Origin of the sequence: Pedococcus ginsenosidimutans (genome assembly GCF_039544395.1) — a bacterium.
GTDB classification, from domain to species: Bacteria; Actinomycetota; Actinomycetes; order Actinomycetales; family Dermatophilaceae; genus Pedococcus; species Pedococcus ginsenosidimutans.
The window spans coordinates 631,807-658,486 of sequence record NZ_BAABLO010000011.1; the positions used below are offsets into that span (position 1 = coordinate 631,807).

The following is a 26,680-nucleotide window of genomic DNA, read 5'->3' on the forward strand; positions in this document are numbered from 1 at the left end:
ACGACGTTAGGTGGCCTGCGTCGGCCCCTCGGGGACGTGCGGCGGTGTGTCGCCAATGTGACTGGTGTGGTTGCTGTGCAGTCGCTCGGTGAGGGAGTGCCCACCGAGGTCCTCGGTGGTCAGCGCGAACGTCCGGTGGTCGCGCCACTGGCCGTCGATGTGCAGGTACGCAGCCCGCACCCCTTCGTCGCGGAAGCCGAGCTTGCGCACCACCGCGAGGCTGTTGGCGTTCTCCGGGCGGATGTTCACCTCGAGCCGGTGCAGCCCCAGGGTGCCGAACGCGTGGTCGCCAGCCAGGGCAAGCGCGGTCGGCACGACCCCCCTGCCCGCCACCTCCTGGTCGACCCAGTACCCGGCCGCGGCCGACAGCAGCGATCCCCACGAGATCCCGAAGAGCACCACCTGCCCCACCAGCCGCCCCTCGGTGCGGATCGTGAACGGCACCATGCGGCCCGTCCGCGCCTCCCGGTGGTAGTGCCGGACCAGGCCGGCGAACGACACCGGACGCGGGTCGTGCTCCGGGGCGGTGGCCTCCCACGGCCCCAGCCACTCGCGGTTGAGCGACCGCACCCTGCTCCACTCGTGCCGGTCGCGACGGCGCAGCGGGTCGAGGACCACCTCGTCCCCGCCCGGCGTCGAGCCGTGCAGCTCGACCGGCCACACGACCATCAGTGGTCGCCGCCCCTGATCTGCGACAACGCGTGCCGCAGGACTGGTTCGAGCACGGCCAGGCCGTCCCGGACGCCTCCCGTCGAGCCGGGCAGGTTGACCACCAGGGTCTGTCCGGCGGTGCCGGCGAGCCCCCTGGAGAGCATGGCGGTGGGGACGCCGGCGGCAACCCCGGCCGCCCGGATGGCCTCGGCGATGCCGCTGACCTCACGGTCGAGCAGGGCGCGGGTCGCCTCGGGCGTCCCGTCGGTCGGGGAGAGCCCGGTGCCCCCGGTGGTCACCACAAGGTCCGGCCCGGAGGACAGCGCCGCCTCCAGGGCCTCGCCGACCGCCGGTCCGTCGGGCACGACCGTGGCGTCCTCGACGTCGAACCCCCACGAGCGCAGCGCATCCACGACCAGCGGACCCCCGCGGTCGGGGTACACCCCCGTCGCGGCGCGGGTGGAGCAGGTGACGACGACGGCCCGGGGGCTCTCGGCGCTCACGGCTCCTCCACCCAGTCGCCGGACCGGCCACCGGACTTCGCGGTGACGCGGACGTCGGTGATGCGGGCGTGCTTGTCGACCGCCTTGACCATGTCGATGAGGGCGAGCGCGGCGACCGCGACCGCGGTCAGGGCCTCCATCTCGATGCCGGTGCGGTCGGCGGTCCGGACGGTGGCGACCACGTCGACGCCCGCGTCGACCACCTCGAGGTCGACCTCGACGCCATGGACGGCGACCGGGTGGGCCAGCGGGATGAGCTCGGGCGTGCGCTTGACCGCCTGGATGCCGGCGATGCGGGCCACGGCGAGGGCGTCGCCCTTGGGGACGTTGCCCCCGCGCAGGGCGGCGACGGCGGCCGGGGACAACAGGACCCGTCCGGCAGCACTGGCCTGGCGCGCGGTGACGGCCTTGGCGGACACGTCGACCATGTGGGCCGAGCCGTCCGCCCGCACGTGCGTGAGCCCGGACCCCTGCGTGGCCCGGGTGGGCTCGTCGCTCACTGCCCCTCCCTCCCGAGCAGGGGGAGGCACTCCAGCGCGTCGCCGACCTCGACCCGGGTCACCTCCGGCGGGATGACCGCCAGGGCGTCGGCGGCGGCGAGGGCACCGAGCATGTGGGACCCCTGACCCCCGGCGAGCCGGGCGCGGTCGTCGTCGAGCACCACCCTCAGGAACTCCATCTTCCCGGGTATCGAGCTGAACGCCTCTGCCGCGACCGCCGGCACGTAGCCCGGCGGGAACGCCGGTTCGGGTCGGCCGGCCATGGCCCGCAGGGCCGGGGCGACGAACACGTGGAACGACACGAGGGCGCTCACCGGGTTGCCGGGCAGCGTGAAGACCGGCACCTGCTCGTCACCGAGCACCCCGAACCCCTGCGGCATCCCCGGCCGCATCGCCACCTTGTCGAACTGCACCGTCCCGACGCGGGACAGCACCTCCTTGACGGTGTCGAAGGCACCCATCGAGACACCGCCGGTGGTGATGATGGCGTCGGCGCGCACCAGCTGTCCCTCGAGGGTGTCCAGCAGCGTCCGGGCGTCGTCGGGCACCCCTCCGACGCGGTACGGCGTGGCCCCGACCGACGTGACCGCGGCGGTGAGCATGAGCGAGTTGGAGTCGACGATCTGGCCGAAGCCGGGCGTGCTGCCGACGTCGACGAGCTCGTCACCCGTGGAGAGCACGACCACGCGGGGGCGCGGGACCACCTTGACGCGGGCCACGCCGGCCGCGGCGACCAGGGCGATCTGGCCAGGGCCCAGGAGGGTGCCGCGCCGCAGGATCGTCGTCCCCTGCTCGACGTCCTCACCGACCTCGCGGACGTGCTGGCCCACGACCGAGGGCACCCGGACGGCCACCCTCACCACGCCGCCGTCGGTCACCTCGACCGGCACGACGGCGTCCGCCCCGCGGGGCATCGGGGCGCCGGTCATGATGCGCATGGTCTGCCCCTGGGCGAGGGACAGGGCGTTGGTGTTGCCGGCGGCGATGTCGTTGACGACCGGCAGGACGACCGGGTCGTCCTCGGTGGCGCCGGCGACGTCCAGGGCGCGCACGGCGTACCCGTCCATCGCGGAGTTGGTGAAGCCGGGCAGCGAGCCACGGGCCGTGACGTCCTCGGCGAGGACGCAGCCCTGGGCGTCGAGGACGCCCTGCTCGAAGGGCCGGATGACCCTGACGGTGCGCAGGATCCGGTCGAGGTGCTGCTCGACCGAGATCACTTCGACTGGGCTCCGGCCGCCTCGGCGCCCTGCGCACGGTCGGCGGCGAACTCGTCGAGCCACTCGCCGAAGTCGGCCCCCAGCTCGGCGTGGTCGAGCCCGAGGCGCACGACGGCCTTGAGGTAGTCGAGCCGGTCGCCGGTGTCGTAGCGGCGACCACCGAAGACGACTCCGTGGACGCCGCCGCCGGGCTCGCTCGAGGCGGCGAGGGTCTGCAGCGCGTCGGTCAGCTGGATCTCGCCACCGCGCCCGGGCGGGGTGTGCTCCAGCACGTCGAACACCGACGGGTCGAGCACGTAGCGGCCGATGACGGCGAGGTTGCTGGGCGCCTCGGCCGGGTCGGGCTTCTCCACGAGGCCGGTGATCCGCACGACGTCGCCCTCGCGGGACTCGACCGCGGCGCAGCCGTACAGGTGGACCGACTCGGGCGGGACCTCCATCAGGGCGATGACGCTGCCGCCCTTCTCCGCGCGAACGGCCAGCATCTCCTCGAGCAGGTGGTCGCGGGCGTCGATGAGGTCGTCGCCGAGCAGCACCGCGAACGCGTTGTCACCGACGTGCTCCTTGGCGACGTGGACGGCGTGCCCGAGGCCCTTCGGCTGGCCCTGGCGCACGAAGTGCACCTTCATGGCCGCCGACTCGCGCACCCGCTCGAGGCGGAACTGGTCACCCTTGGCCTCGAGCGCCTGCTCGAGCTCCCACTGGTGGTCGAAGTGGTCCTCCAGGGCCGCCTTGTTGCGGCCGGTGATGATGAGCACGTCGTCGAGCCCGGCGCGCACGGCCTCCTCCACGACGTACTGGATGGCCGGCTTGTCGACCACCGGCAGCATCTCCTTGGGAGTGGCCTTGGTGGCGGGCAGGAAGCGGGTCCCGAGGCCGGCGGCGGGGATCACGGCCTTGGTGACGGGTCGGGCGTTCTCGCTGCTCATGCGCCCACCCTATTCGCGACACCCCGGTCGCGGCTCGGGTTCGGTCCGCTGCACCATGGAGCGGTGACCCTCCCGCCCGTGGCCCCCGACCCCTCGACGCCGGCCGCCGCGGGCAAGACCGACCTGCGCCTGCGGCTGCGAGCGCAACGACGCGAGCGGGTGCCCGCCCGCGACCGGGCCGCCGACGCGGAGTCGATCGCCCTCGCCGGGCTCACCGCGGCGCACGAGGCGGGCGTACGGCGCGGAGGCTGGGTCGCCGCGTACGAGTCGATGCCGACCGAGCCCCCCACCGAGGCCCTGGTCGCGGCCCTGCAGGGCCGTGGCCTGCGGGTGCTGGTGCCGGTGACGCTGCCGGACTGGGACCTGGACTGGCGCGAGGCCGGCACCGAGGAGCTCCTGGGCACCGACGCGATCGGGCGCGCCACGGTGGTGTTCGTCCCCGCGCACGCGGTCGACGGGGCGGGGACGCGGATGGGGCAGGGCAAGGGCTGCTACGACCGGGCGCTCCCCCGCACCCGCGCCCTGCGTGTGGCCGTCGTGCACCCTTGGGAGGTGGTCGAGGACCCGCTGCCCCGCGAGGAGCACGACCTGCCCGTCGACGCGGTCATCGCCGCCGGCGCCGGGCTGCGGCACCTGCGGGCGGCCCGCGCCTAGTTGTTGGAGGAGCTGCCCGGCACGAGGGTGAGCTCGTCGCCGCCGGCCTCCTTGACGGCGCCGGCGCTGAACGGCCAGTCGAACAGCTCGTTCTTCGCCCACGCCTTGGACTGGTCGTTGTAGTGGTCGGCGAACGCGTGGCCGCTGTTGCCGGTCTGGTTGACCCAGCGTGACCTGTCGAAGTCGGACAGGTCGACGACCATCCGCATCGAGGGCGCCCAGTCCACCTTGAAGGCCTGCGAGCGGCTGGCGTCGTCGAGGCCCTTGCTGGCGTCCCAGCCGTTGGCGTCGACGATCGCCGAGCCGCCGGGCATCTCCATGGGGCCGCGGTTGAACAGCTGCCGCACGATGCCGGGGACGTCGTCGCTGCCGAGGACCTGGTGGGTCAGGGTCAGGGTGTGCAGCTGGCCCCACTCCCAGTCGGACGGGTCCTTGCCGAGCTCACGGGTGAGGTCGAGGCGGGCGTCGACGAGGGCCTTGCGCAGGATCTCCGACTGCCCCTCCGTGACCCCGGCGGTGCGCTTGTCGTCCCACCACGCCGAACGCGGCTTGGCCAGCAGCTGGCTCATCGCCTCCATCCACTGGTCGCCGCCGTCGGCGCGCAGGTCCTTGGGCAGCTCGTCGTCGAAGGTCAGGTCGAGCAGGGAGGACCACACGGCGTTGTAGTACGCCGCGGCGGCACCTGCGGGGCTCTTGCCCGTCGGGGTGGTGAAGTCCCAGTGCCGCAACAGGTCCTGGGCCTGCTTGGTGAAGTCGTCGTTGCCGAGGTCGACCTTGAGCAGGGCCTTGACCAGGGTCGGCGCGAACTGGCTGCGGGTGTCGCCCTGGATGTGCGACATCGCCGCCGGCGTGACCTTGGGGTTCTTCTCCAGCAGGTCGCGGATCCGCTGGCTGCGGAAGCCGTAGTCGTACTCGGTGGTGAGGAACGGGGTGCCGCTCTCGGTCACCGCCTGGTTGGCGGCGACGATGAAGCCCTTCGGCGGGTTGTAGGCGAACGGCATCTGGGCGAAGGGCACGTAGCCCTTCCAGTCCCACGCCGACACCCAGCCGGGCCGGATCCAGTAGCCGGGGGCGTTCTGCATGTAGCGGCTGCGGATCGGGATCGCGCCGGGGGCCTGGTAGCCGATGTTGCCGGCGGTGTCGGCGTAGAGCAGGTTCTGCGCCGGGACGGCGAAGTCCTTGGCCGCCTCGCGGAACTCGGCGAAGTTGGTGGCCTTGTTGAGGCCGAAGATCGCGTCGGCGGTCTGGCCGACCTGGATGCCGGTCCACTGCAGGGCGACCTCGAAGTCGCCGGGGCTCGTCTTGCCGTTGACCGGCGGCCCCTCTCCGGCCTGCTTCACGCCGTCGATCGCGTCGGACAGGATCGGGCCGTGGACGGTGGAGCGCACCGTGATGGTCTGCTCGCCGCCCCCGCCGATCTTGATGGTCTCGGTGCGCATGGTCAGCGGGACCTGCTTGCCGTCGCGCAGGTAGGTGCTGCCCCGCACCTGCTCGAGGAAGAAGTCGCTCACGTCCGGGCCGAGGTTGGTGAAGCCCCACGCGATCGACTGGTTGTGCCCGATGACCACACCCGGCAGGCCGGCGAACGAGTAGCCGGCGGTGTCGAACGGGCAGGCAGAGCCGACGGTGCGGCAGTGGAGGCCGACCTGGTACCAGATGCCGGGGATGCTGACGCCGAGGTGGGGGTCGTTGGCCAGCAACGGTTTCCCGGTGCTCGTGCGCGACCCGGAGACGACCCACGAGTTGGAGCCGATGCCGTCGCCGCGGCCCATCGTGACCGGCACGTCCGCGAGCGCCTTGGTCACGGCGGCATACGCACGCTGCGCCCCGGGACCCACCTCGGTGGCGAGGTCCGGGCCGGCCGCCCTGGCCGGCACGTGGGCTGTCGCTGCTGCCTTGCCGGGAACGGAGGCGAAGGGGATGGCGGAGCCGGCGGCGCTGGAGGTCGCGGCGGTGCCCGAGGAGGAGGCGCCGGCGGCGGGCGACCACTCGTCGCTGGACAGGATCGGCTTGTTGGTGGCGAAGGGGTAGCTCGGGAACAGCTCGTTGATCTGGCTGATCGGCATCGAGCCCGCGAGGCGTGCCCGCATGAGCTCGGAGCTGTAGTCGCCGCGGAGGTCCCAGGCCATGGCCTTGAGCCAGGCGAGCGAGTCGGCAGGCGTCCAGTCCTCGACCCGGTAGTCGGGCACCTTCTGGGCCAGGACGACGTACTCGAGCGACATCTTCGACGGGGTGCCCTGCTGGTGGATGTATGCGTTGACGCCGTCGGCGTAGGCCTGCAGGTAGCGCCGCGTCTCGGGCTTGAGCGTCGGCAGCTCCGCCTCGGCGACCCGCCGCCAGCCGAGGGTGCGGATGACGCGGTCGGTCTCGAGGCCACCCTTGCCGACCAGCTCGGAGAGCCGGCCGGAGGTGATGTGGCGGCGCAGGTCCATCTCGAAGAACCGGTCCTGGGCGTGCACGAACCCCTCGGCCCGGAACAGGTCGTCGGCGGTGTCGGCGTAGATCTGCGGGATCCCGTGGTCGCCGCGGACGACCTGCACCTTGCCCTGCAGACCCGGGAGGGTCAGCTCTCCCTCGGTGACGGGGAATGGACGCCGGACCCACGTCACCGCCAGGACCGCGACGATTCCGAGGACGACGACGAGCAGGGCCGCCACCGCGATGGCGATGCGGCGGGCAAGGATGACGCGAGACACCCTGCGAGACTATCCGCACCACCGACGGGGAAAGGACGTGACGGGCCGTGGGCACAGGCTTCACCGAACGGTCCTCCGCCCTCCTGCCCGCGACCGTGTCGGAGGCCGGTTCGTCGGCAGGATTCACCCTCCACGACCTCACGCCGGCGCTGCTGGTGGGCTCGCTCGTCCTGCTCGTCGCGGTCGCCGCGGTGCGCCTGTCGGTGAAGTCGGGGCTGCCCTCGCTGCTCATCTACCTCGGCCTCGGCCTCGCCATCGGCGAGTCCGGCCCCTTCGGCATCGAGTTCGACTCCAACGAGCTCACCCAGGTGCTCGGGTACGCCGCGCTGATCCTCATCCTCGCCGAGGGCGGGCTGGGCACGAAGTGGGAGGGCATCCGTCGCTCGGTGGCCCCGGCGGCCGTGCTGTCGACCGTCGGCGTCATCGTCTCCGTGCTCGTCGTGGCCCTCTCGGCACGCTTCGTGCTCCACCTCGACTGGAACACGGCGCTGCTCGTGGGCGCGATCCTCTCCTCGACCGACGCGGCGGCGGTGTTCTCGGTGCTGCGCCGGGTGCCGCTCCCCCGGCGCATCACCGGCATGCTCGAGGCCGAGTCGGGGTTCAACGACGCCCCCGTCGTCATTCTCGTCACCGCCCTCGCCGCCCGCAGCGCCGACCCGTCGCAGGCGGAGGGCTGGCTCACCCTCGCCCTCAAGGCGGTCGTGGAGCTCGGTGTCGGCGCCGCGGTCGGGCTGGCCGTCGGCTGGCTGGGGGGCCAGTTCATGCGGCGGGCCGCGTCGGGCTCCTCCGGCCTGTTCAGCATCGGGGTCGTGGCCCTCACGGTGCTCGCCTACGCGGTCGCGGCCAGCATCCACACCAGCGGCTTCATCGCCTGCTACCTCGCCGCCCTGGTGCTGGGCAACCTGCGGCTCCCGCACCGCCCCGCCGTGACGGGGCTGTCGACGGCGCTGGGCTGGGTGGCCCAGATCGGCCTGTTCGTCCTGCTGGGCCTGCTCGCCTCCCCGAGCAAGATGCTCGACCAGCTGGTCCCCGCGGTGGTGATCGGCCTGGTGCTCCTGCTCGTCGCGCGCCCGCTGTCGGTCGTGGCCTCGGTGGCCCCGTTCCGCCTCGGCTGGCGTGACCAGGTGTTCCTCTCGTGGGCCGGGCTGCGCGGCGCCGTCCCCGTCGTGCTCGCGACCGTGCCCCTGACGGTCGGCGCCCGCAACGTCGACTGGATCTTCGAGCTCGTCTTCGTGCTCGTCGTCATCTTCACCATCGTCCAGGGCCCGACCCTGCCCTGGGTCGCGCAGCGGCTGGGCATCGTCGAGGACCACCGCACCCTCGACCTCGCGGTGGAGGCGACGCCGCTGGAGGAGCTCGACGCCGAGCTCATCCAGGTCACCGTCGGCCCCGCGTCCAGGCTGCACGGCGTGGAGGTGTTCGAGCTGCGCCTCCCGCAGGGCGCCAACGTCACCCTCGTGGTCCGCGGCGGCCGCGGGTTCGTGCCCGAGCCCAACACCGTGGTCCGCCGCGGGGACCAGCTGCTCATCGTCGCGACCGCCGACGTGCGCGCCAAGGCCGAGAAGCGGGTGCGGGAGGTGAGCCGGTCCGGGCGACTCGCCGGGTGGGCGAACCCGGGGCGCGCCCGTGAGGCCGGGGCAGACCGTGGGGTCGCCCGCCGCGCCGCCGGTCCGGTGGACCGCGGGCAGGGCAGCAGAGCGGGCAGCGGGGTGGGCAGCGGCGTGGAGCGTGCGCTGGCCGGGGTCACCCGCAGGCTCGACCGTGGGCGGGACGGGAAGAAGTAGGGCTCGCTCGGCCTTATAGTTGGCAGTCGAGAGGTGGGAGTGCTAAGCCTCGACCGCGGTCGGCGACCGCACCCTCACCACCACACCGTCCGTCCCCGGCCCGACCGGCCGCCAGACCCTTGGAGGATCCGTGCCGACGTACTCCTACGCCTGCACCGAGTGCCAGCACCGCTTCGACGCGGTCCAGTCGTTCACCGACGACTCGCTCACCGTCTGCCCCGAGTGCGACGGACGCCTGCGCAAGGTGTTCAGCGCCGTGGGCGTCGTGTTCAAGGGTGGCGGCTTCTACCGCACCGACTCGCGCAACGGCTCCTCCGCCTCGGTGACCGCCGGCAAGAGCGACTCCGGTTCGGGCTCGTCCTCGTCCTCCGACGGCGGATCGGGTTCCTCGGAGCCCAAGACCGCCACGGCGTCGAAGTCCACCTCGCCGGCGGGCTCCGGCTCGTCGTCGAGCTCCTCGAGCTCGTCGTCGGGCTCGGCTGCCTGAGGCTCCGTCCACAGGGGCACCGCGTCCGCGGAGCCGTCCACAGCGTCTCCTGTCGCCCGGCCCGGTCCGGGCTTGCTGCGTAGGCTTGGGGCATGAACCCAGGGCACCCGCGCGCAGACCTCGGCCTCATCGGTGGCTCGGGTTTCTACGAGTTCTTCGACCAGGCCGAACGGGTCCGGGTGAGCACGCCGTTCGGCGACCCGAGCGACGACGTCCTCGTCGGTGACGTCGACGGCCGCCGGGTCGCCTTCATCGCCCGCCACGGCCAGGGACACCGGTTCCCACCACACCGCGTCAACTACCGGGCCAACCTCTGGGCGCTGCGCTCGGTGGGTGTCCGCCAGGTGCTGGCCCCGTGCGCGGTGGGGTCGCTGCGTCCCGAGCTCGGACCCGGCTCCGTCGTCGTGCCCGACCAGGTGGTCGACCGCACGTGGGGCCGCGAGCACACCGTGTACGACGTGGAGGGCCCGGTCGTGCACGCCGGGTTCGCCGACCCCTACTGCCCGCGGGGTCGTGAGGTCGCCGTCAAGGCGGTCCGTGACGCCGGCATCGAGGTGGCCGACGCAGGGACGCTGGTCGTCATCAACGGCCCGCGTTTCTCCTCCACGGCGGAGTCCCTCTGGCACCAGCAGGCCGGCTGGTCGGTCGTCGGGATGACCGCTATGCCCGAGGCGGCCATCGCCCGGGAGCTGGCCATGTGCTTCACGACCGTGGCCCTCGTGACTGACCACGACGCAGGCGTGCACGGCGGCGAGGCGGTCACTCACGAGGAGGTCCTCGCGGTCTTCGCCCGCAACGTCGACGCCCTCAAGTCGGTGCTGCGGACGGCCCTGGGCGCGATGCCCGAGCCCGAGCCCGACGACACCGCGGCGTGCCCCTGCCGGCGGGCCCTGGACGGGATCACCCTCCCGTTCGAGCTGCCGGCCTGAGCGGTGGGTGCGCGGTGAACCGGCTCGACCCGGCAGCGGCGTGGCAGTGGCTGCGCGGCCCGGGACGGCGCAAGGCGTGGCGACGGCGGGTCCTCCGACGGAGCCTGGCCGCCCTGTGCGCCGGCGCAGCCGTACTCGGCCTGGTCGGGGTGGCGCGCTCCCCCGAGCGCGGGCGCCGCGTCGCCGTGATCGTCGCCGCCCGCCCGCTCGCGGTGGGCGAGGTCGCCACACCCGACGCCGTGCGCACGGTGCTGTACCCGGCCGACCTGGTCCCCGACGACGCCGCCCACCAACCGGCGCAGGTCCTCGGCAGACCGGTCACCGCCGCCCTCAGCGCCGGCGAGCCCGTCACCACGCGCCGGGTCAGGCCCGACAGCGTGCTCGCCGGCCAGCCCATGGACCTCGTTGCCTTCCACGTGACCATCCCCGACGCACGTGCGGTGTCCATGGTGCGACCCGGTGACCGCATCGACCTGGTGGGACCGGCGGGCGTCGTGGCGCACAGTGCGCCGGTCCTCAGCGTCGACCCGGTGGTGACGACCGACTTCGGCTCGGTGCTGCAGGGGCCCGGGTCCTCGAGCGGGTACGACCTCAAGGACGTCGGGGTGGTCGTCGGAGTCGACCAGCCGACCATCCTCAGCCTCGCCGCCGTCCAGCAGGACGCCCTCGGCCGACCACAGCTCTCCCTGGTCCTGCGCTCTCGCTGAAGCAGCACGCAAGTCGCTAGCGTGGGTGCGGTCAACCTCATTCCAGGAAAGGGCCGGGATTTCCATGAAGGGTTTCAAGGACTTCATCATGCGGGGCAACCTCGTCGAGCTTGCCGTCGCGTTCATCATCGGCTCTGCGTTCGCTGCAGTGGTCACGACATTCACCAAGATCATCATCGAGCTGGTGGGCAAGGCCGGGGGCGCCAAGAACTTCGACGACTTCAAGCCCGGTGGACTGGTGTCGGTCGGGCCGTTCCTCACTGCCCTGTTCGCGTTCCTGCTCATGGCCTTCGTCGTCTACTTCTTCGTCGTCAAGCCGTACGAGCTGGCCAAGGCCCGCTTCGTCCGGGCCCCGGAGGTCGACGAAGCGCCGGACGAGAGCGTCGTCCTGCTCCGCGAGATCCGCGACGCCCTGAACCGGCCGGTCTGACCGACCCCTGCCAGACGAAAGGCGCCGGACCCGAAGGGGTCCGGCGCCTTCGACGTTCGCCCGCGCGGTCCTGCAGGGGGGCGGTCGCCGTCGTCTCAGTCACTGCCCCAGTGCGGCGGGCGCTGCTCGAACAGCCAGCGGTCGTGCGCCGAGAGGTCCTCGCGCTCACCCCAGCCGGCGTCGGTGTCGTCCTTGGTCTGCTCGGGCTTCGACGTCGCCCGGCGGCCGCGGACCCGGCGCTTGCGCGCACCCTGGTCAGGGGTGGGCGCGAAGTCCTCGGGCGCGGGGTCGAGCCCGTCGAGCGTGAGCTGGGCATCCTCCGGTGCGGCCGTGTCCTCGGCCTGGGCAGTCGGCTCCGACGGGATGGCTGAGCCATCAGTGGACGAGTCCTCAAGGGGCCGGTCCTCGATAGGCCGGTCCTCGGACGGTCGGTCCTCCGCGGGCAGGTCCTCCGCGGGTGGGGCCATGGGGGCCGGCGGCAGCGACGTGGCGGCCACGGTGACCCGCCTGGGGCGGGCCGCCTCCTCGACGGCACGGCGGGCAGCAGCGCGCTGCACCGCAGCGTGGACCCGTGACACGTCGCGAGCGGGGTCGCGGAACAGGTCGGTCGTCCAGACGCGGACGTGCTCCCAGCCGAGGCGCTCGAGCTGCTCCCCGCGCAGGCGGTCGCGATCGCGGGTGCTGCGCATGGCGGCGTACTCCGGGCCGTCGGTCTCCACCGCGACGAGCACCTGGCCCGGGCGCTCCGGGTCCTCGACGGCGAGGTCGATCGGGTGCCCCGCACCGCCGAACGCCTCGTGCACGACGAGCCCCGACTGGCGCAGGCGCCGGGCGAACTCGGCGCGGACCGGGCCGCCGGTCACGTCGGGCAGGGCGCCCGAGGCCGACGCCTCGCTAGACGCGGTGGCTTCCTCCGCGTCGGCGACGCCCTCCGGCTCGTGGTCGGCGACGCCCTCCGACTGGTGGTCGGCGACGCCCTGCGGCTCGAGGTCGGTCGCGCCCTCCACCTCGTGGTCGGCGACGGCGCCGGGGAGGGTGCCCTCGGCGGCGTACGCGAGGTAGTCGCGCAGCATCATGGCGCCACGCGCCTTGAGGCGGGTGGGGTCGAGGTCGGAAGCCAGCAGCGAGGAGACGACGGTCATCCGCCGACGGGCGCGGGTGATGGCGACGTTGAGCCGCCGCTCGCCACCTTCGAGGTTGAGCGGCCCGAACCGGTGGAGCACCCTGCCGTGCGGCGTCTTGCCGTAGCCGACGGACAGGATGATGGCGTCGCGCTCGTCGCCCTGGACGCGTTCGAGGTTCTTGACGAAGAAGCGCTCGGGGCGGTCCTCGTCGAAGAAGTCGCCGACGCCGTCGGCCTCGAGCAGCGCCCGGCGCAGGGCGTCGTCGAGGCGGGTGGCGTGCTTGATGCCGAGGGCGATGACCCCGAGTGACTCCTGCGGACGGGTGCGCGCGTGCTCGAGGACGAGCTCGACGACCCTGGCGACCTCGGCCTCGGTCGACTCGATGGCCTCCTCGCCGGGCTGGACGACGCCCGAGCCGTCGACCGGCTCGAGCCGGACGACCGGGTCGGCGCCCGTGCCGGGGAACGTGACGAGCGAGCCGTCGTACATCTCCCGGTTGGCGAACGCGATGAGCCGCTCGTCGAGCGAGCGGTAGTGCCAGGACAGCCGGCGCGTCGGCAGTGCGGCGGTCAGCACGTCGAGGACCGACTCGAACCCCTCGGTCAGGGTGTCGTTGTCGGTCGACAGCTCCTCGTCGACCGCGGAGGTGAAGAAGCTCGTGGGCGGCAGCTGCCGCTCGTCACCGGCGACGACCACCTGGTGGGCCCGGGAGATCGCCGAGACGGCCTGCGCCGGCGGGATCTGGGACGCCTCGTCGAAGATGACCACGTCGAACCAGCGCCCCGGGGGCAGCACCGACGCCACCACGAGCGGGCTCATCGCCCACGCGGGCTTGGCCGCGGTCAGGGTCTCCCCCGCCCGGGGCAGCAGGTCGCGCAGGGGCCGGTGGCGGCGGGACTTGCCCGCCTCGGCCCGCACCAGCGCCTCCTGCTCCGGGTGGTCGGCGAGCACCTCGCGCAACCGGCGACCGGCTCCGGCACGGACCCGTTCGGCGCTGGCCCTGAGGTGGGCGTGGTCGGCGGCGACGTACTCGCGCGCGACGCGCTGCAGCTGGGCGCCGTCGTGGGCGCCGTAGCGGGGGTCGCGCACGACGAGGTCCTCGGACAGCGAGGTCCACCAGACGAAGTCCATCTCGGCGGCGACGTCGTCGGGCTCGACGCCGCGGCGCGCGAGGTCGTCGACGAGGGCGCCGAGGCCCGATGCGCGCAGGTCGTCGAGCACCCCGAGCACGCGCGGCACCACGGTCAGCCGGTCGGGCCGCGCGTCGAGCTCGGCCATGCGGGTCCTGAGCTCGGCCAGCGGGGCGCCCATGAGGTCGCCGCCGGCCGGGGTGCTGGCCAGGCGCTCGCCCAGCCAGGCCAGGTCCTCGGCCACGGAGCGGTAGGCGGTGCGGGCGCGGTCGAGGTCCACGGGGATCTCGGGGCGGCCGCCCGCGCCGGCCATGGCCTGCCAGGACGTGCGCTGCTGCTGGGCGTCGACCAGGGCGGCGTGCAGGTCGGCCGGCGGCGGGCCGGGCCGCAGCAGCGACCGGGCCTGGCGGCGAAGGCGCCAGCGCGCGAAGGTACCGAGCGCGACCCCGTTGGCCTCGCGGTAGGCCTTGGTGCCGGACGCGGCGACGAGGTCACCCAGCGGGATGTCGAAGACCTCGGGCCGGAACACCTCGAGGGTGTCGCGCACCCGACCGACGGACTCCAGCACGGCACCCCAGTCGCTGACGCGTTCGGCCTGCGGCAGGCTCACCTCGGAGAAGACCTCGACCATGGTCTGCTCGACGTCCTGGAGCTCGCCCTGGCTGAGCCGGCTGGTGATGTCGCGAGCCCGGACCGCTTCCTCGGAGGTGGCGATGCGGGCGCCGAACCACGGGTCGGCGTCGGCACCGGTCGACCAGGCGCCCAAGGACGCGGCCTCGGTGAGCTCGCGGCCCAGCGCCTGGACGCGGCGGCGGTCGAGCCCGGCCAGCTGCTCGCCGCGGAGCCGCACCCGGGAGGTGGGCGGGTGCTCGGTGTCGCTGAGCGTGGCGATGGCCTCCTGCGCCTGGTGGGCCGAGACCCCCCAGGGCTGGCGGACCTCGTGCAGCGCGGCGGCGTGCTCGACTAGGGTGGCGCGGCGCTCGACGAGGGTGCGCTCGATGTCGGTGGTGTCAGGTTCGCGAGTGGCGGTGCCGCGCTCGAGCGCCGCGCCGAACTGCTGGGCGAGGCGTCGCTTGTTGCTGGCTCCGTCGTAGGCGTCGAGCACGAGGTCGCCGAGACCCACGCCCTCGAGCCGGCTGAGCACGGCGTCGATGGCTGCGCGCTTCTCCGCGACGAAGAGCACCCGCTTGCCCTCACCGGCGAGGCTGGCGACGAGGTTGGCGATGGTCTGGGACTTGCCGGTGCCGGGCGGGCCCTTGATGACGAGGTGCGCGCCGGAGCGGACCGCGTCGATGGCGGCCTGCTGGGTGGAGTCGGCGTCGAGGATCAGCAGCTCGTGGGCGGGGTCGGCGTCCGCGGGCGACTCCGGCACCTGGGTGCGGACCGCGCGCAGGGCGCCCGGGTCGCCGGCGAGGGCGGCGACCACGTCGTGGTCGGCGAGGGCGTCGCCCTGCGCGGCGAGGTCGGCCACCATCGGCAGCTTGGCGTAGGAGAAGGTGCCGACGACGAGGCGGGGGGTGACGTGGAAGTCGGGCACCGCGTCGCACAGCTTGGTCAGCTGCTCGTAGACCGGGTACGGGTCGAAGCTGGTGCCGGTGGTGGCCAGGTCCTCCAGGGCCCCGCTGTCGAGCTCGATGCCCTGCTCCGAGCGCAGGTAGTGCTCGAGCACGGGGTTGAGCTCGACGTCGTTGCCGAGGTCGAGGTCGAAGTCCTCACGGGCAGCACCGGTGGGCCGCAGCACGCAGGAGCGCAGCAGGACCGGGGCGGCCGGGGGGCGGGAGGCGCCGCGGACGGTCCACGTCGCCATACCGATCGCGATGAACCCGGCGGCGATGCCGCGCTCCTCGGAGAGCTCGAGGGTCTTGGACCGGATGGTGCGGGCGCGTCGGCGCGCCTCGTCGAGGGCGGCAGGCTCCCGGACGAGGTCGGAGAGCCTGGTCGGCCGCCCGGCGAGGAGCATGGCGAGGCCGCCGGGGTGGGCGGTGGTGAGGTCGAGGGTGCCGCTGGGCAGGTCGCGGTACCAGAGAAGGGTGTTGCGACCGCCGAGGTCGACCAGGTGGCGCTGCCAGGTCTTCACTGCCGCGGCGACGCGCTCACCACGGGGGTCGCTGTCGGCAGCCGGGGCGGTGGGGGTCTCGTCGGTCGGCTGGTTCACCTGTGCAGGCTAACGAACGTGGCTGTCGACCGGGTCCAGCGTGGGCGGCGTGTGGGTGGCGGGCGGGGAGCCGTCTCGCGGGCCGGGACCGGCGTCTCGCAGGAACGCGGCGGTGAGGCCGATCGTCGCGGCCACGACCGCTGCACCCAGACCGAGGACGGAGTACCCCGCCGTGCCCACCACGAGGCCCGCGAGGGCACCTCCCCCGCCGGCGGCCAGCCCCATGACGAGGTCGGACGCGCCCTGCGCACCGGCGCGGTCGGCGACGGGTACGGCGCCGGCGATGAGGGTGGAGCCGCTGACAAGCGTGCACGACCAGCCGACACCGAGCAGGAACAGCCCGAGGGCCAGGCCCGGAGACCAGCCCGTGGGCGCCTGGGCCGCGAGCAGGGTGGCCGCGACGAGCACGACCGAGCCGACCCCCACCACCGGACGGCCGCCGAACCGGTCGACCGCGGTTCCCACGACCGGCGACAGGGCGTACATACCGAGGATGTGGATGCTGATGACCAACCCGATCAGCCGCAGCGTGGACCCGCCGTGGTGCATGTGCAGCGGGGTCATGACCATGACGCTGACCATGGTCATGTGCCCGAGGGCGACCGCGACCAGGCCGAGCAGGGCCGCCGGGCGCTCGCGGACGACCCGGAAGCCGCGGACCACCGAGCCGTGGGGCGCCTCGGCGAGGACGTCCGGCGCGGCGGCCCGGGCGCGTTCGCGGGAGAGCAGGAGCGGGTCGGGCCGCAGTCGCAGCGTGATGAGCACGGTCGCGAGCACGAACCCGGCCAGGGAGAAGACGAACGCCCCGGTCAGCGCGGGCAGGTGCAGCGCGTCGGCGACGGTCCCCGCGAGCCCGACGAGGTTGGGCCCGAGGACCGCGCCGATGGTGGTCGCCCAGACCACGACGCTGAGGTCGCGCCCGCGGTGACGGTCCTCGGCGAGGTCGGCCGCGGCGTACCGGGCCTGGCTGTTGGAGGTGGTGGCCCCGCCGAAGAGGACGCTGCCGAGCAGGAGGAGGGGGAAGTTGCGGACCACGCCCGCGGTGACGAGCAGGACGGCTCCGACGATGCCGAGGAGGTACCCCAGCACCAGCCCCGGACGCCGTCCGCGGCGGGACATCAGCCGCGCCATCGGCACTGCGATGAGGGCGCCGCCGAGCACCTGGAACGTGCCGCCGAGGCCCGCCAGGTCGGCCGAGCCGCTGACGTCCTCGGCGAGCAGCGACCCGACGGCCACGCCACTGGCGACACCGACGCCGCCGAGCACCTGGGACCCGACGAGGGTGCCGATGGTGCGGCGCTGGACGGCGGGGTCGGGGACACTGCTCACCCGGCAGAGGCTAGTCCGCCGGGTGGGCCGGTCGTGCCGGGTCGGGGCGCGGCCCCGGGCTGGTCAGGGCCTTGCGTGCGGCGGTCAGCTGAGGTCGGCGAGCGGCATGTACGCGGTGTTGATGCAGCCCGAGGCCTTGCCTGCCTTGTACAGCCCGTAGCGGTCACCGGAGGCGAGGCCGCTGGGAGACCTGCTGGTGAGCGTGGGGTACATCTGCTGGGTCGTCGTCGAGACGTGCTGCAGCCCGAACGCGTGGCCGAGCTCGTGCATCAGCAGGTTGGTGCGCCTGGTGCCGGCACCGAAGCCGCCGGTGGTCTGCGCCAGCATCTGGGGGGTGTCGATGACGACGAAACCGCGCAGGGCCGCGGTCGTGTAGCTCGTGTGGCCGCTCGCGGTGCGGGAGACCCAGGCGCCGTAGAGGCCGCCCTGGCCGAGGATCGCCCCGGACAGGTCGTACTTCGTCCTGGTGGGACTCGTGTAGGCCACGACCAGCTCGGCGGTCTGCTTGGTCATCGAGCCGGGGGTGGGTACCTCGGTCGTGTACCCCTTGTAGGAGAACGTGAACCCGGTGGAGCCGGCCACGCGGGCCACGGCCGTCCTGGTCTCGGAGAGGACGGTCGCGCGCTGCGCGGACGGCACGGCGGCGAGGTTCACCTTCCAGGTGATCGCCTTCTGGCAGCCGTTCCAGCGCAACGGCACCGTGCTGCCGTTCGGCAGCTTCATGGTGGTCAGGGAGTAGGTCGCGGTGGCGCCGACCGCGGCTTGCGGCACCGCGGTGGCGATCGCCGAGGCGAGGCCGAGCGGTGCGAGGGCAGCGGTGAGGAGCGCGAGGGACTTTCGCATTGGGGGACGTCCTTCGTGAGTGAGCAGCGGATGGGGGTTACTGCTCCTGCGTTCGTCACGCTAAGGGCGCCGGAAGGGCACGCCGCGCCTCATACGGCTGATTTGGGCCGTTCGGATGAGCGCGTCTCCACCATGGGAATGAGTTACACCGGTGGCATCCCGCGCGTGGCTTTGCGCCCGCCCCCTGCTCCCGGCCCGGCCACCGCCTCCAGCGCCTAGCGCCTAGCGCCTAGCGCCTAGCGCCTAGCGCCTAGCGGACGACCATCACCGGGCACCCGGCCTCGTGGATCACGGTGTGGCTGACCGAGCCGAGCATGAGGCCGGCGAAGCCACCGCGACCACGACTGCCCACCACGAGCAGCCCCGCGCGCGCCCCGTACGGCGCGAGCACGTGGCCCGGTTCGCCGTACAGGACCTCGGTCTCGATCTCGACCTCCGGGTGGGTCGCCAGGACCCGGTCGCGCGCCCGGGTCAGGATGGTGGTGGCGTGCTCGCGCACGGCGTGCGAGTGCGCGGTGCCGGCGGCGTGGTCCTCGACGTAGGCCCAGCCCTCCGGGGACCGGAGCCGTCCCACGTGGACGATGCGCAGCTGGGCACCGGCCGCGGCGGCCACCTCCGCGGCGCGGGCGACGGCGCGGTGCGAGGCGTCGCTGTCGTCGACGCCGACGACGACCGGGTGGCCGGCGTCGGGGTGGACGACGGTCTCACCGCGCACCACGACGACGGGGCTGAAGGCGTGCGCGGCGACGGCGTACGACACCGAGCCCAGGATCCCGGCGGCGAGGCGGCCGCGCCCGCGCGAGCCGATGACGACGAGGTCGGCGTCCTTGGACGCGAGGACGACCTCGGCGGCCGTGGTGCCGACGACGATGGCGCCCTCGACGCCCGGCGGCTTGGCGAAGGTCTTGGCGCGCTCGACCCCACGGTCGAGGGTCGCCTGGGCGACCTCGCGGATCTCGCGCGGCAGGTCGTCCGGCGAGTACACCGGGGCGAGCGGCACCGCGGCCATGTCGACGCAGTAGAGGACGGTCAGCTGCTTGGCCTGGCGGCGCGCCGCGGCGGCCGCCCAGTCGAGCGCGACCTCCGAACCGGGCGACCCGTCGAAGGCGACCACGATCCCTCGGCCGGTGGTGCCACTGCCTGCGTCCATGACGTCCTCCTGTCCCGAGGAGGCGCTGTCCTCCGCGAGGAGGAGCCGGCGTCTCCGGTCCGAGGAGCCGGTGGGCGACGACGCGCAGGGAGCGCCGCACCCACCGGCCCGCCTCCATCGTCGGACGCCCGGTGGAGGGGGGTCAGGGCCCTAGGTCCCTGTGGTGGTCCCGTGTGGTCGCGGGCGGGACGAACCCCGGTCCCGCTGCCGCGTCAGCTGTAGAACTCGCCGCCGACGCGCGTGCCGCACCTGCACACGGTGTCGTACGCGAGGATGCCGTTGTAGGTGTACTTCGAGTCCTCGTAGGCGGTCGCGAGGGACTTGCAGGTCTTGCCCCCCGCGTGCACGGAGAACGACAGCGTCGGGCCGCGACCGGCCGTCACCGGCGCCGCGGTGATGTCGAGGACGTCGTACGACGAGCTGCTCGGGAGCGAGACGCAGAGCGTGTCGGTGCCGTCGGTGTAGACGACGTGGCCACCGCCGCCCACGGGGTCGTCGAAGCTGTTGGCCATCGCGGCTGGCGCCACGGCGACGGTCAGTGCGAGGGCGGCGGCTGCCGTCGCCATGCTGCGGAACTTCATCGAGGTCTCCCCTGGTTCGTCGGTGCGCCGGCCTCCCCGGGCCGGCGGCGCGCCGACCCTAGCGCAGCAAATGGACGCGATGGGGTGAGAGCAACCACCAACCACGGCAAAGCGACGGTTCCGGTCTCATCGGAGAATTTGGTGCTTGACGCATCTAAATCCGCGGAGGATGGTCGAAAGGAGCAAAAGCCGCATGTCGCCCGCCCGGCGACGTACCGGACCCGACCTCCCGGACCCTCCCCCGAAGGAGCACGATCAATGGCGATCACCCGACGCGCACTGCTGGCCTCCAGCGGCCTCATCTCGCTGGCCACCGCCCTCGAGCTGGCCCACCCGGCCTACGCCGCAGCCCGCTCCACGACGGCGGCGACCACCGCCACCACGTCCCCGACCTTCGGCAGCGGGTCGCTCCCCGCCGCCCCGCTGACGCGCACGAGCCGCAACAGCCCCTGGACCCGCAGCGGTGCAGGGCCGCTGTACTGGAACATCTACGGCTGGTCGTTCCCCCACAACGCCCCGATCCCCGAGGACGAGTGGAAGGCCAACATCGACTGGCTGGCGAGCGACTTCGCGCCCAGCGGGTACGACATGGCCTGCACGGACGGCTGGATCGAGGGCTCGTCCCGCACCACCGAGCACGGCTACATCACGAGCTACAACGACTCGTGGACCCACGACTGGGCGTACTGGGCCGCCTACCTCGCCCAGCGCAAGATGAGCCTCGGCGTCTACTACAACCCGCTGTGGGTTCACCGGGCCGCGGTGGAGGACCCCACCAAGACGGTCGTGGGACGCCCCGACGTCAAGATCGCCGACATCGTCGCGGAGAACGACTTCTTCGCCCGCGACATCGGCGGCAACTCCCTGTACTGGGTGGACGTCACCAAGCCGGGGGCGCGCGAGTACGTCCAGGGCTACGTCGAGTACTTCAAGCAGATCGGGGTGCCCTTCCTGCGCGTGGACTTCCTGTCCTGGTACGAGGACGGGATGGACGCCAACATCGGTCGCGTCAACGCCGCGCACGGGCGGGACAACTACGTCACCGCGCTGCACTGGATGAACGAGGCTGCCGGCGACTCCATGGAGGTGTCGCTGGTCATGCCGCACCTGTTCGACAACGCCTCCGCCGAGCTCGCCAACGGCGACATGGTGCGGATCAACGCCGATGCGGACAAGGGCGGCTGGGAGCGTCTGAGCGGTGGACGCCAGGACTGGCAGAACGCGTGGCCCAACTGGTTCAACCCATTCTGCGGCTTCACCGGCTGGTCGCACCGCAACGGGCGCGGGCAGCTGATCCTCGACGGCGACTTCCTGCGGGCGCACACCTTCGCGTCGGACGAGGAGCGCAAGACCGCGGTCACGCTGATGACGATCGCGGGCTCCCCGATCGCCATCGCCGACCTGTACTCCGACATCGGCTCGAGCGGCTGGGTCTTCACCCAGCCTGAGGTGCTCGCCCTCCACAAGCAGGGTCTCGTCGGAAAACCTCTGTACCACAACGGAACTCCGTACTCCGTCGACCCCTCCTCACGTGACACCGAGCGCTGGGCCGGGCAGCTGCCCGACGGGTCGTGGGTCGTCGCGCTGTTCAACCGCGGCGACTCCGCGACCGTGGACAAGTCGCTGCACCTCAGCCGCGACCTCGGCATCGCAGGGTCGGCGAAGGTCCGCGACGTCTGGGCGCGTCGCGACCTGGGCCTGCGCACAGAGGCCCGGGCGACCCTCGCCCCGCACGCCTGCGCCCTGTTCCACATCACCCCCCAGCGCGGGGTCTCGCGCTTCCACGCCGCGTGGGCCGCCTGGGGTGGTGGCGCCAACTTCAACAACGACCACGCGGGGTACGGCGGCTCCGGCTTCGTCGACAAGCTCGAGGCAGGCGGCGACCCCGGCGACCCGCTGGTCACCTTCGCGGTGCAGGCACCGCGCGCCGGCAGGTACTCGGTGCGCTGGCGCTACGCGAACGGCCTGGCCTCGGCGAGCACCATGACGGTCTCCAGCGAACGGGCTGACGGCAGCGTCGTGGACGGACCGCAGAAGGTCAGCTTCCCGTCGACGACGAGCTGGGACCGCTGGGACGACCTCGCCGGCACGGTGAGGCTGCAGGCCGGCCTGAACCTGGTGACCATCGGGCGGGGCGCCGGCGACGTCGGCGCCATCAACCTCAACTGGCTCGAGCTGCAGCTCGGATGAGGCGCTCGGGGGGACTCCCCGGCGGGCGTGCGGGGCTGTCCTCGCACGGGCCGCCGGCGCAGGGACTGGCGGCGGGGCTCGTGGAGCCGCGGCACGCCGAGCTGTTCTCGCTGGCGCTGAGGTTCGGTCCGGTGACCCGCGGTCAGCTGGCCGCCTGGACCGGGCTCGACACCTCCACCGTCACCAGGTCGCTGCGGCCGCTCATCGACGACGACTACCTGCGCGAGTCCGGGCCTCCCCCGGCCGGTCGGACCACGGCCGGCCGGGGGCGGCCGGTGCAGGCGTTGTCGGTGAACCCCGGGCGCCACGTCGCCATCGGGGTCAAGCTCGGGCCGTCGGCGGTCAGCGCCGTGCTGACCGACCTCAGCGCGACCGTGCTGGCCCGCCACGCCGCGCCCCTGGTCTCGACAGAGCCGGCGACGGCCCTGGCGACCATCTGCGAGGTGGTCGACGAGCTGCTCTCGACGTCGGGGCGGGACCGCACCGACGTGCTCGGGGTCGGCGTCGGCCTGAGCGGACACGTCGAGCCCGAGTCGGGGAGCTGCCGGCTGTCGGCGATCCTCGGATGGCGCGACGTACCGGTCCGCGCCCCGCTCGCGGACCTGCTCGACCTGCCGGTGGTCGTCCAGAACGACGTGAACACCCTTGCCCTGGCCGAGCACTGGTTCGGACGTGGACGCGGCACGAGCACCCTGGCCGTGGTCACCCTCGGGATCGGTATCGGGTGCGGGCTGGTCCTCGGCGACCGCCTCCACACCGGCGAGCGTGGCATTGCGGGCGAGCTGGGGCACCTCCCCCTCGACCCGCAAGGTCGGCTCTGCACGTGCGGGGCCAGGGGCTGCCTCGAGGCGCTGGCCGGTGACGCCGCGATCTGCGAGCTGAGTGGCTGCTCGTCCGTGGCGGACGCGATGACGACGGCCGCGGGCCGTGGCGTCACCGCTGCCCGGGCCCGGAAGGCCTTCCACGACGCCGGCGACGCGCTGGGACGTGGACTCGCCGGGCTCTGCAACCTCATCGACCCCGAGCTGGTCATCATCGCCGGCGAGAGCGCAGTCGCCTTCGACCTCATGGAGCCTGCCGTGCGCGAGTCCCTTGCGGTCCACGGGTTCTCCGGCGTCTCCTCGGAGGTGCGCATCGTGGCGGACCCGGGGCAGGAGGATCTGTGGACCCGCGGCGCGGCCAGCCTCGCCATCCGAGCCGGGGTCGGCCAGCTCTAGGCGAGGTCGTCCTGCGTTAGCCGAGGTGGTCCTGGTCTAGGCGAGGTGGCCCCGGTGCCGGGGCGCTCGTTGCGGGCGTCGGGGTGTTGCACGTCGGGCGTCCGCTGGTCCGTTACCCTTCTCGGGCACGGCCTTCACCGTTCCACGTTTCGTCGCGAGGGGTGTCGGTCAGGCCCCGCCCTCGTAGCTCAGGGGATAGAGCACCGCTCTCCTAAAGCGGGTGTCGGCAGTTCGAATCTGCCCGAGGGCACAACCAACCTGGCGCAGGTCAGAGCAAGTCTCCGTGGCTTGCCGCCGCCGTCGAACCTGCAATCGGGTTCTCATACCCGCGGACGCACGATGCGAAGCCGACAACCTCTGCAAGTGGTCGCCGTCGAAGTAGCGCAACGGGCACAATGTTGGCCGCGAAGCCCCGCGCACACGGCAACTAGACCCACGAGGATGCATGTTCGAGAGCTGGCGAGACGAATGGCGTCAGTTGCCGGACCCTCCGCTGTGGCGGGCGATCCTCTTTGCGGCTGGGGTCATCCTCTTCCTCACCTGGCCCTTGCTTCACGGCGAAACCATCAAGGTCATCCCGGCAGCGCTCGCCGGCATCGCGGCCCTCGCGCTGTTCCACGACGTCGCACGCCTCACGTGGTCGCGGATACGCAGAAACCGATAATTGCTCCGTAGAGGCGTCCGTCGTCTCCGACTTTGGGCCCCCATCTCCGCCAGGCCGCCCTTCGGAGCTTTGCCGGACACAATGAACCATGCCCGGACAGCTCGACGACATCGCCTGGCCCCTGTCCACGCAGCGGTTGACCTTGCGTCGGGCCACCACCGACGACGCGGACGCCGTCCTCTCGTACCGACGCCTCCCTCCCGTGGCCGAGTGGATCGGCCCGCCGCCGGAGGACTTCCACACGAGGTTCGCCGCTCCTGAGCGACTCGACGTCCTCCTGGTCATCGAACGCGCAGGTGTCGTCATCGGCGACCTCATGGTCAAGATCGAGGACGCGTGGGCGCCTGCCACGCTGGCCGAGCAGGCGCAGGGGGTCCAGGCCGAGCTCGGCTGGTCCCTGCGACCCGACGAGACCGGCAAGGGTTACGCGACCGAGGCCGTCGAGGCCGTCCTCCGCATGTGCTTCGAGGGGCTCGGCCTCCGACGGGTGGTGGCGGGGTGCTTCGCCGCCAACACCGCGTCGTACCGGTTGATGGAACGGGTCGGGATGCGACGCGAGGCGCAGACCCTTCAGGACGCGCTGCACCCTTCCGGGCGGTGGATGGACGGCTACACCTACGCCCTGCTGGCCGAGGAGTGGCGCGCCTCTTTCGCCTGACCACACCCAATGGACCTCCCTGAACGCCTAGCCTTCCCCCGTGAGAACCCGCCTCCGGACGCCGCGGACGATCGACGACTCCGCGCGGTGGACGCCCGCCCCGCGGCAGAGCCGGCGGTACCGGAGCGTCATGGCGCTCGTGCTCCTCGTCGCGTACGCCGCCGGCGTGCGCTGGGGAGCACCAGTGGGCCTTGTGGCGATGACCGTCGGTTCCTGGCTGGTGGACCGCTTGGTCCGTCGGGAGCCGGACCTGGATGTGGAGCAGCCCCACCAAGGATGAAGCCGGCGGACGCCGCGAAACCTCCCCGGCCGCCCCGGCACTGCGCCTACCCTCGCGACATGCCCGCCGTCACCGGCCGTTTCCTCCTGGCTCGCTTCGCGTCGATGCTGGTGAGCCTCCTGCTGCTCGTGGGCAGCTTCCTGGTCTTCACGACGTTCGCCCGCAACATCGACAACGACTTCGTCCGCTGGCTCACGGGAGTCGCCAGCCTTGTCGTCGGGCTGTGGTTCGGCTACGTCTTCAACCACACGGTCCTCGCGAAGATCGACCCCCACGGCGCTCAACGCCAAGCGGTGCGCACCCGCCAGTAGTCCGGCCCTCGCGCGACCCACGCGAGGCCCTGCTCCCCGCAACGCCAGGGCCGCTGGCACCGACCCGTGCCGCGGGACTGCCCGAGCGCGGTCCAAGTGATGCAGAACCATTGGAGGACAACGGATACGTCCCTCGGCCGATCCATCCTGAACGCGCGCTGAATACCGTGGCGGAGGAAGCACTTGCCACGGGCGTGGTCTGGAGGGGCTCATGGTTCTCGTCTTCGTCGCTGCCGTCGTCCTCATCGCCTGCGCGACCGCGGTCGCCGCCGTGTGGCGCCGCGGGCTCGGTCACGCAGCGGGGGCACCGCTGCGCCGGGCACTGCTGGCGACCGGCGCGGTGGCTGCCCCCGTGCTGGCCCTGGTGCTCGGCGTGAGCTGGACCCAGGCGCCGTCCGGCGGGGCAGCCGGCAACCTCTCAGGAGCGCACGGGTCCGGCCACCTGCACGACGCCACCCAGCTCGCGGCTGCCCCGGCTCCGGGCGCCAGCGACGACGCGTACTGGGCCCAGGTCGCGGGCGAGCCGTTCCACCCGACGGGCGTCACCCGGACCTACTACCTCGCGGCCGAGGAGGTCGTGTGGGACTACGCCCCCGACGGCCGCAACGACGTGACCGGCAAGCGGTTCGACGACGTCGCGGACACCTGGGTCAAGAAGGACAAGTCGCGCATCGGGTCCGCCTACGTCAAGTGCCTCTACCGCCAGTACACCGACTCCACGTTCACCCAGCCGAAGGAGCGCCCGGCCGGCGACGCCTACCTCGGCTTCACCGGACCGGTCATCCGGGCGGAGGTGGGCGACACCATCAAGGTCCACTTCCTCAACCGCTGCTCGATCGGCGCGAGCGTGCACCCGCACGGCGTCTTCTACCAGAAGGCCTCCGAGGGAGCGCCCTACGCGGACAACACCTCCGGCAAGGACACTCTCGACGACGCCGTGCCCAAGGGTGGCAGGCACACCTACACCTGGCTCGTGCCCGACCGTGCCGGCCCCGGCCCGCACGACGGCTCCTCGGTGATGTGGATGTACCACTCCCACACCGACGAGGTCCGCGACACCTACGCCGGGCTGCAGGGCTTCCTCGTGGTCACCGCTCGCGGCAAGGCTCGCGCCGACGGGAGCCCGGCGGACGTCGACCGTGAGGTGTTCCAGCTCTTCGCCGTCATGAACGAGGGCAGCAGCACCTACCTCGACGAGAACATCAAGCGGTTCACCAAGGTCCCACCCGCACCCGAGGACGAGGGCTTCGAGGAGTCGAACCTCAAGCACTCCATCAACGGCTACCTCTTCGGCAACCAGCCCATGGTCACGCTGCGCCAGGGCGAACGCGTCCGCTGGTACGTCATGTCGATGGGCACGGAGGTCGACCTCCACACCCCGCACTGGCACGGCAACACCGTGGTCGTGATGGGGACACGGATGGACGTCGTCAGCCTGCTCCCCGCGTCGATGCTGGTCGCCGACATGGTGCCGGACAACCCGGGCATCTGGCTCTTCCACTGCCACGTGAACGACCACCTCACCGCCGGCATGATGACGAGGTACCGCGTCACGAGCTGA

Annotated in this window: 24 protein-coding genes and 1 tRNA gene; 14 read left to right on the plus strand and 11 right to left on the minus strand. The window is 72.6% G+C overall.

Annotated features, from left to right (window positions below; translation table 11 throughout):
- Positions 1-6 precede the first annotated feature (6 nt).
- From ABEA42_RS13900 to galU, 5 genes are all read right to left on the minus strand, one after another.
- A complete protein-coding gene (locus tag ABEA42_RS13900; protein WP_345504193.1) occupies positions 7-669 on the minus strand; it encodes a GNAT family N-acetyltransferase in 663 nt (220 codons plus the stop codon).
- Positions 669-1,154, minus strand: coding sequence for a MogA/MoaB family molybdenum cofactor biosynthesis protein (locus tag ABEA42_RS13905; RefSeq protein ID WP_345504195.1), 486 nt, complete (start codon positions 1,152-1,154; stop codon positions 669-671). The genes ABEA42_RS13900 and ABEA42_RS13905 overlap by 1 nt, the downstream gene beginning before the upstream one ends.
- A complete protein-coding gene (moaC, locus tag ABEA42_RS13910; protein WP_425572085.1) occupies positions 1,151-1,582 on the minus strand; it encodes a cyclic pyranopterin monophosphate synthase MoaC in 432 nt (143 codons plus the stop codon). The genes ABEA42_RS13905 and moaC overlap by 4 nt, the downstream gene beginning before the upstream one ends.
- A 68-nt stretch (positions 1,583-1,650) precedes the next feature.
- Positions 1,651-2,871: a molybdotransferase-like divisome protein Glp gene (gene glp, locus ABEA42_RS13915; RefSeq protein ID WP_345504199.1), complete on the minus strand. Its 1,221-nt coding sequence runs from the start codon at positions 2,869-2,871 to the stop codon at positions 1,651-1,653.
- Entirely contained in the window at positions 2,868-3,800 is a 933-nt protein-coding gene (gene galU, locus ABEA42_RS13920; protein WP_345504201.1) for a UTP--glucose-1-phosphate uridylyltransferase GalU, read from the minus strand. Before galU ends, glp begins: the two co-directional genes overlap by 4 nt.
- 63 nt (positions 3,801-3,863) lie before the next feature.
- Here galU and ABEA42_RS13925 point away from each other — a divergent pair, with 63 nt between their 5' ends.
- Positions 3,864-4,454, plus strand: a complete 591-nt coding sequence (locus tag ABEA42_RS13925; protein WP_345504203.1) for a 5-formyltetrahydrofolate cyclo-ligase — start codon at positions 3,864-3,866, stop codon at positions 4,452-4,454.
- Here ABEA42_RS13925 and ABEA42_RS13930 read toward each other — a convergent pair.
- Positions 4,451-7,150, minus strand: coding sequence for a penicillin acylase family protein (locus tag ABEA42_RS13930; protein WP_345504205.1), 2,700 nt, complete (start codon positions 7,148-7,150; stop codon positions 4,451-4,453). The two genes, ABEA42_RS13925 and ABEA42_RS13930, sit on opposite strands and share 4 nt — an antisense overlap.
- 47 nt (positions 7,151-7,197) lie before the next feature.
- On the opposite strand from ABEA42_RS13930, the gene ABEA42_RS13935 reads away from it, so the two are divergent.
- The 5 genes from ABEA42_RS13935 to mscL all read left to right on the plus strand — a co-directional run bounded on the left by ABEA42_RS13935 (position 7,198) and on the right by mscL (position 11,487).
- Positions 7,198-8,934, plus strand: a complete 1,737-nt coding sequence (locus ABEA42_RS13935) for a potassium/proton antiporter (RefSeq protein WP_345504207.1) — start codon at positions 7,198-7,200, stop codon at positions 8,932-8,934.
- A gap of 130 nt (positions 8,935-9,064) precedes the next feature.
- Positions 9,065-9,421 carry an FmdB family zinc ribbon protein gene (locus ABEA42_RS13940; protein ID WP_345504209.1) on the plus strand — a complete coding sequence of 119 codons (357 nt, stop codon included), beginning with the start codon at positions 9,065-9,067 and terminating at the stop codon, positions 9,419-9,421.
- 92 nt (positions 9,422-9,513) lie between these two features.
- The gene (locus ABEA42_RS13945; RefSeq protein WP_345504211.1) at positions 9,514-10,350 is read left to right on the plus strand and encodes an S-methyl-5'-thioadenosine phosphorylase; all 837 of its coding nucleotides are present in this window, start codon (positions 9,514-9,516) and stop codon (positions 10,348-10,350) included.
- 14 nt (positions 10,351-10,364) lie between these two features.
- On the plus strand, positions 10,365-11,057 hold the full coding sequence (locus ABEA42_RS13950; RefSeq protein WP_345504213.1) for an SAF domain-containing protein: 693 nt from the start codon (positions 10,365-10,367) through the stop codon (positions 11,055-11,057).
- A gap of 64 nt (positions 11,058-11,121) precedes the next feature.
- Positions 11,122-11,487 carry a large conductance mechanosensitive channel protein MscL gene (gene mscL, locus ABEA42_RS13955; protein WP_345504215.1) on the plus strand — a complete coding sequence of 122 codons (366 nt, stop codon included), beginning with the start codon at positions 11,122-11,124 and terminating at the stop codon, positions 11,485-11,487.
- Positions 11,488-11,582: 95 nt separating this feature from the next.
- Here the strand turns inward: mscL and ABEA42_RS13960 are convergent, their stop codons facing one another.
- From ABEA42_RS13960 to ABEA42_RS13980, 5 genes are all read right to left on the minus strand, one after another.
- The gene (locus tag ABEA42_RS13960) at positions 11,583-15,896 is read right to left on the minus strand and encodes an AAA domain-containing protein (RefSeq protein WP_345504217.1); all 4,314 of its coding nucleotides are present in this window, start codon (positions 15,894-15,896) and stop codon (positions 11,583-11,585) included.
- Between the two features lie 9 nt (positions 15,897-15,905).
- On the minus strand, positions 15,906-17,225 hold the full coding sequence (locus ABEA42_RS13965; protein WP_345504219.1) for an MFS transporter: 1,320 nt from the start codon (positions 17,223-17,225) through the stop codon (positions 15,906-15,908).
- A gap of 84 nt (positions 17,226-17,309) precedes the next feature.
- A complete protein-coding gene (locus ABEA42_RS13970) occupies positions 17,310-18,068 on the minus strand; it encodes a matrixin family metalloprotease (RefSeq protein WP_345504221.1) in 759 nt (252 codons plus the stop codon).
- A gap of 250 nt (positions 18,069-18,318) precedes the next feature.
- Positions 18,319-19,218, minus strand: a complete 900-nt coding sequence (locus tag ABEA42_RS13975; protein ID WP_345504223.1) for a universal stress protein — start codon at positions 19,216-19,218, stop codon at positions 18,319-18,321.
- Positions 19,219-19,430: 212 nt separating this feature from the next.
- Positions 19,431-19,799 (minus strand): hypothetical protein, encoded by a 369-nt coding sequence (locus ABEA42_RS13980; RefSeq protein WP_345504225.1) that lies wholly within the window; start codon positions 19,797-19,799, stop codon positions 19,431-19,433.
- Between the two features lie 258 nt (positions 19,800-20,057).
- Between ABEA42_RS13980 and ABEA42_RS13985 the strand changes: the two genes are divergently transcribed.
- From ABEA42_RS13985 to ABEA42_RS14020, 8 genes are all read left to right on the plus strand, one after another.
- The gene (locus ABEA42_RS13985) at positions 20,058-21,989 is read left to right on the plus strand and encodes a CBM35 domain-containing protein (RefSeq protein ID WP_345504227.1); all 1,932 of its coding nucleotides are present in this window, start codon (positions 20,058-20,060) and stop codon (positions 21,987-21,989) included.
- On the plus strand, positions 21,986-23,206 hold the full coding sequence (locus ABEA42_RS13990; RefSeq protein WP_345504229.1) for an ROK family transcriptional regulator: 1,221 nt from the start codon (positions 21,986-21,988) through the stop codon (positions 23,204-23,206). Before ABEA42_RS13985 ends, ABEA42_RS13990 begins: the two co-directional genes overlap by 4 nt.
- 177 nt (positions 23,207-23,383) lie before the next feature.
- A tRNA-Arg gene (locus ABEA42_RS13995) sits at positions 23,384-23,456 on the plus strand.
- A gap of 195 nt (positions 23,457-23,651) precedes the next feature.
- Positions 23,652-23,870 carry a hypothetical protein gene (locus tag ABEA42_RS14000; RefSeq protein WP_345504231.1) on the plus strand — a complete coding sequence of 73 codons (219 nt, stop codon included), beginning with the start codon at positions 23,652-23,654 and terminating at the stop codon, positions 23,868-23,870.
- Between the two features lie 88 nt (positions 23,871-23,958).
- Entirely contained in the window at positions 23,959-24,528 is a 570-nt protein-coding gene (locus tag ABEA42_RS14005; protein WP_345504233.1) for a GNAT family N-acetyltransferase, read from the plus strand.
- A 40-nt stretch (positions 24,529-24,568) separates the two neighbouring features.
- Positions 24,569-24,808: a hypothetical protein gene (locus ABEA42_RS14010; RefSeq protein WP_345504235.1), complete on the plus strand. Its 240-nt coding sequence runs from the start codon at positions 24,569-24,571 to the stop codon at positions 24,806-24,808.
- 59 nt (positions 24,809-24,867) lie between these two features.
- Positions 24,868-25,119, plus strand: coding sequence for a hypothetical protein (locus tag ABEA42_RS14015; protein WP_345504237.1), 252 nt, complete (start codon positions 24,868-24,870; stop codon positions 25,117-25,119).
- A 211-nt stretch (positions 25,120-25,330) separates the two neighbouring features.
- Entirely contained in the window at positions 25,331-26,680 is a 1,350-nt protein-coding gene (locus tag ABEA42_RS14020; RefSeq protein WP_345504239.1) for a multicopper oxidase domain-containing protein, read from the plus strand.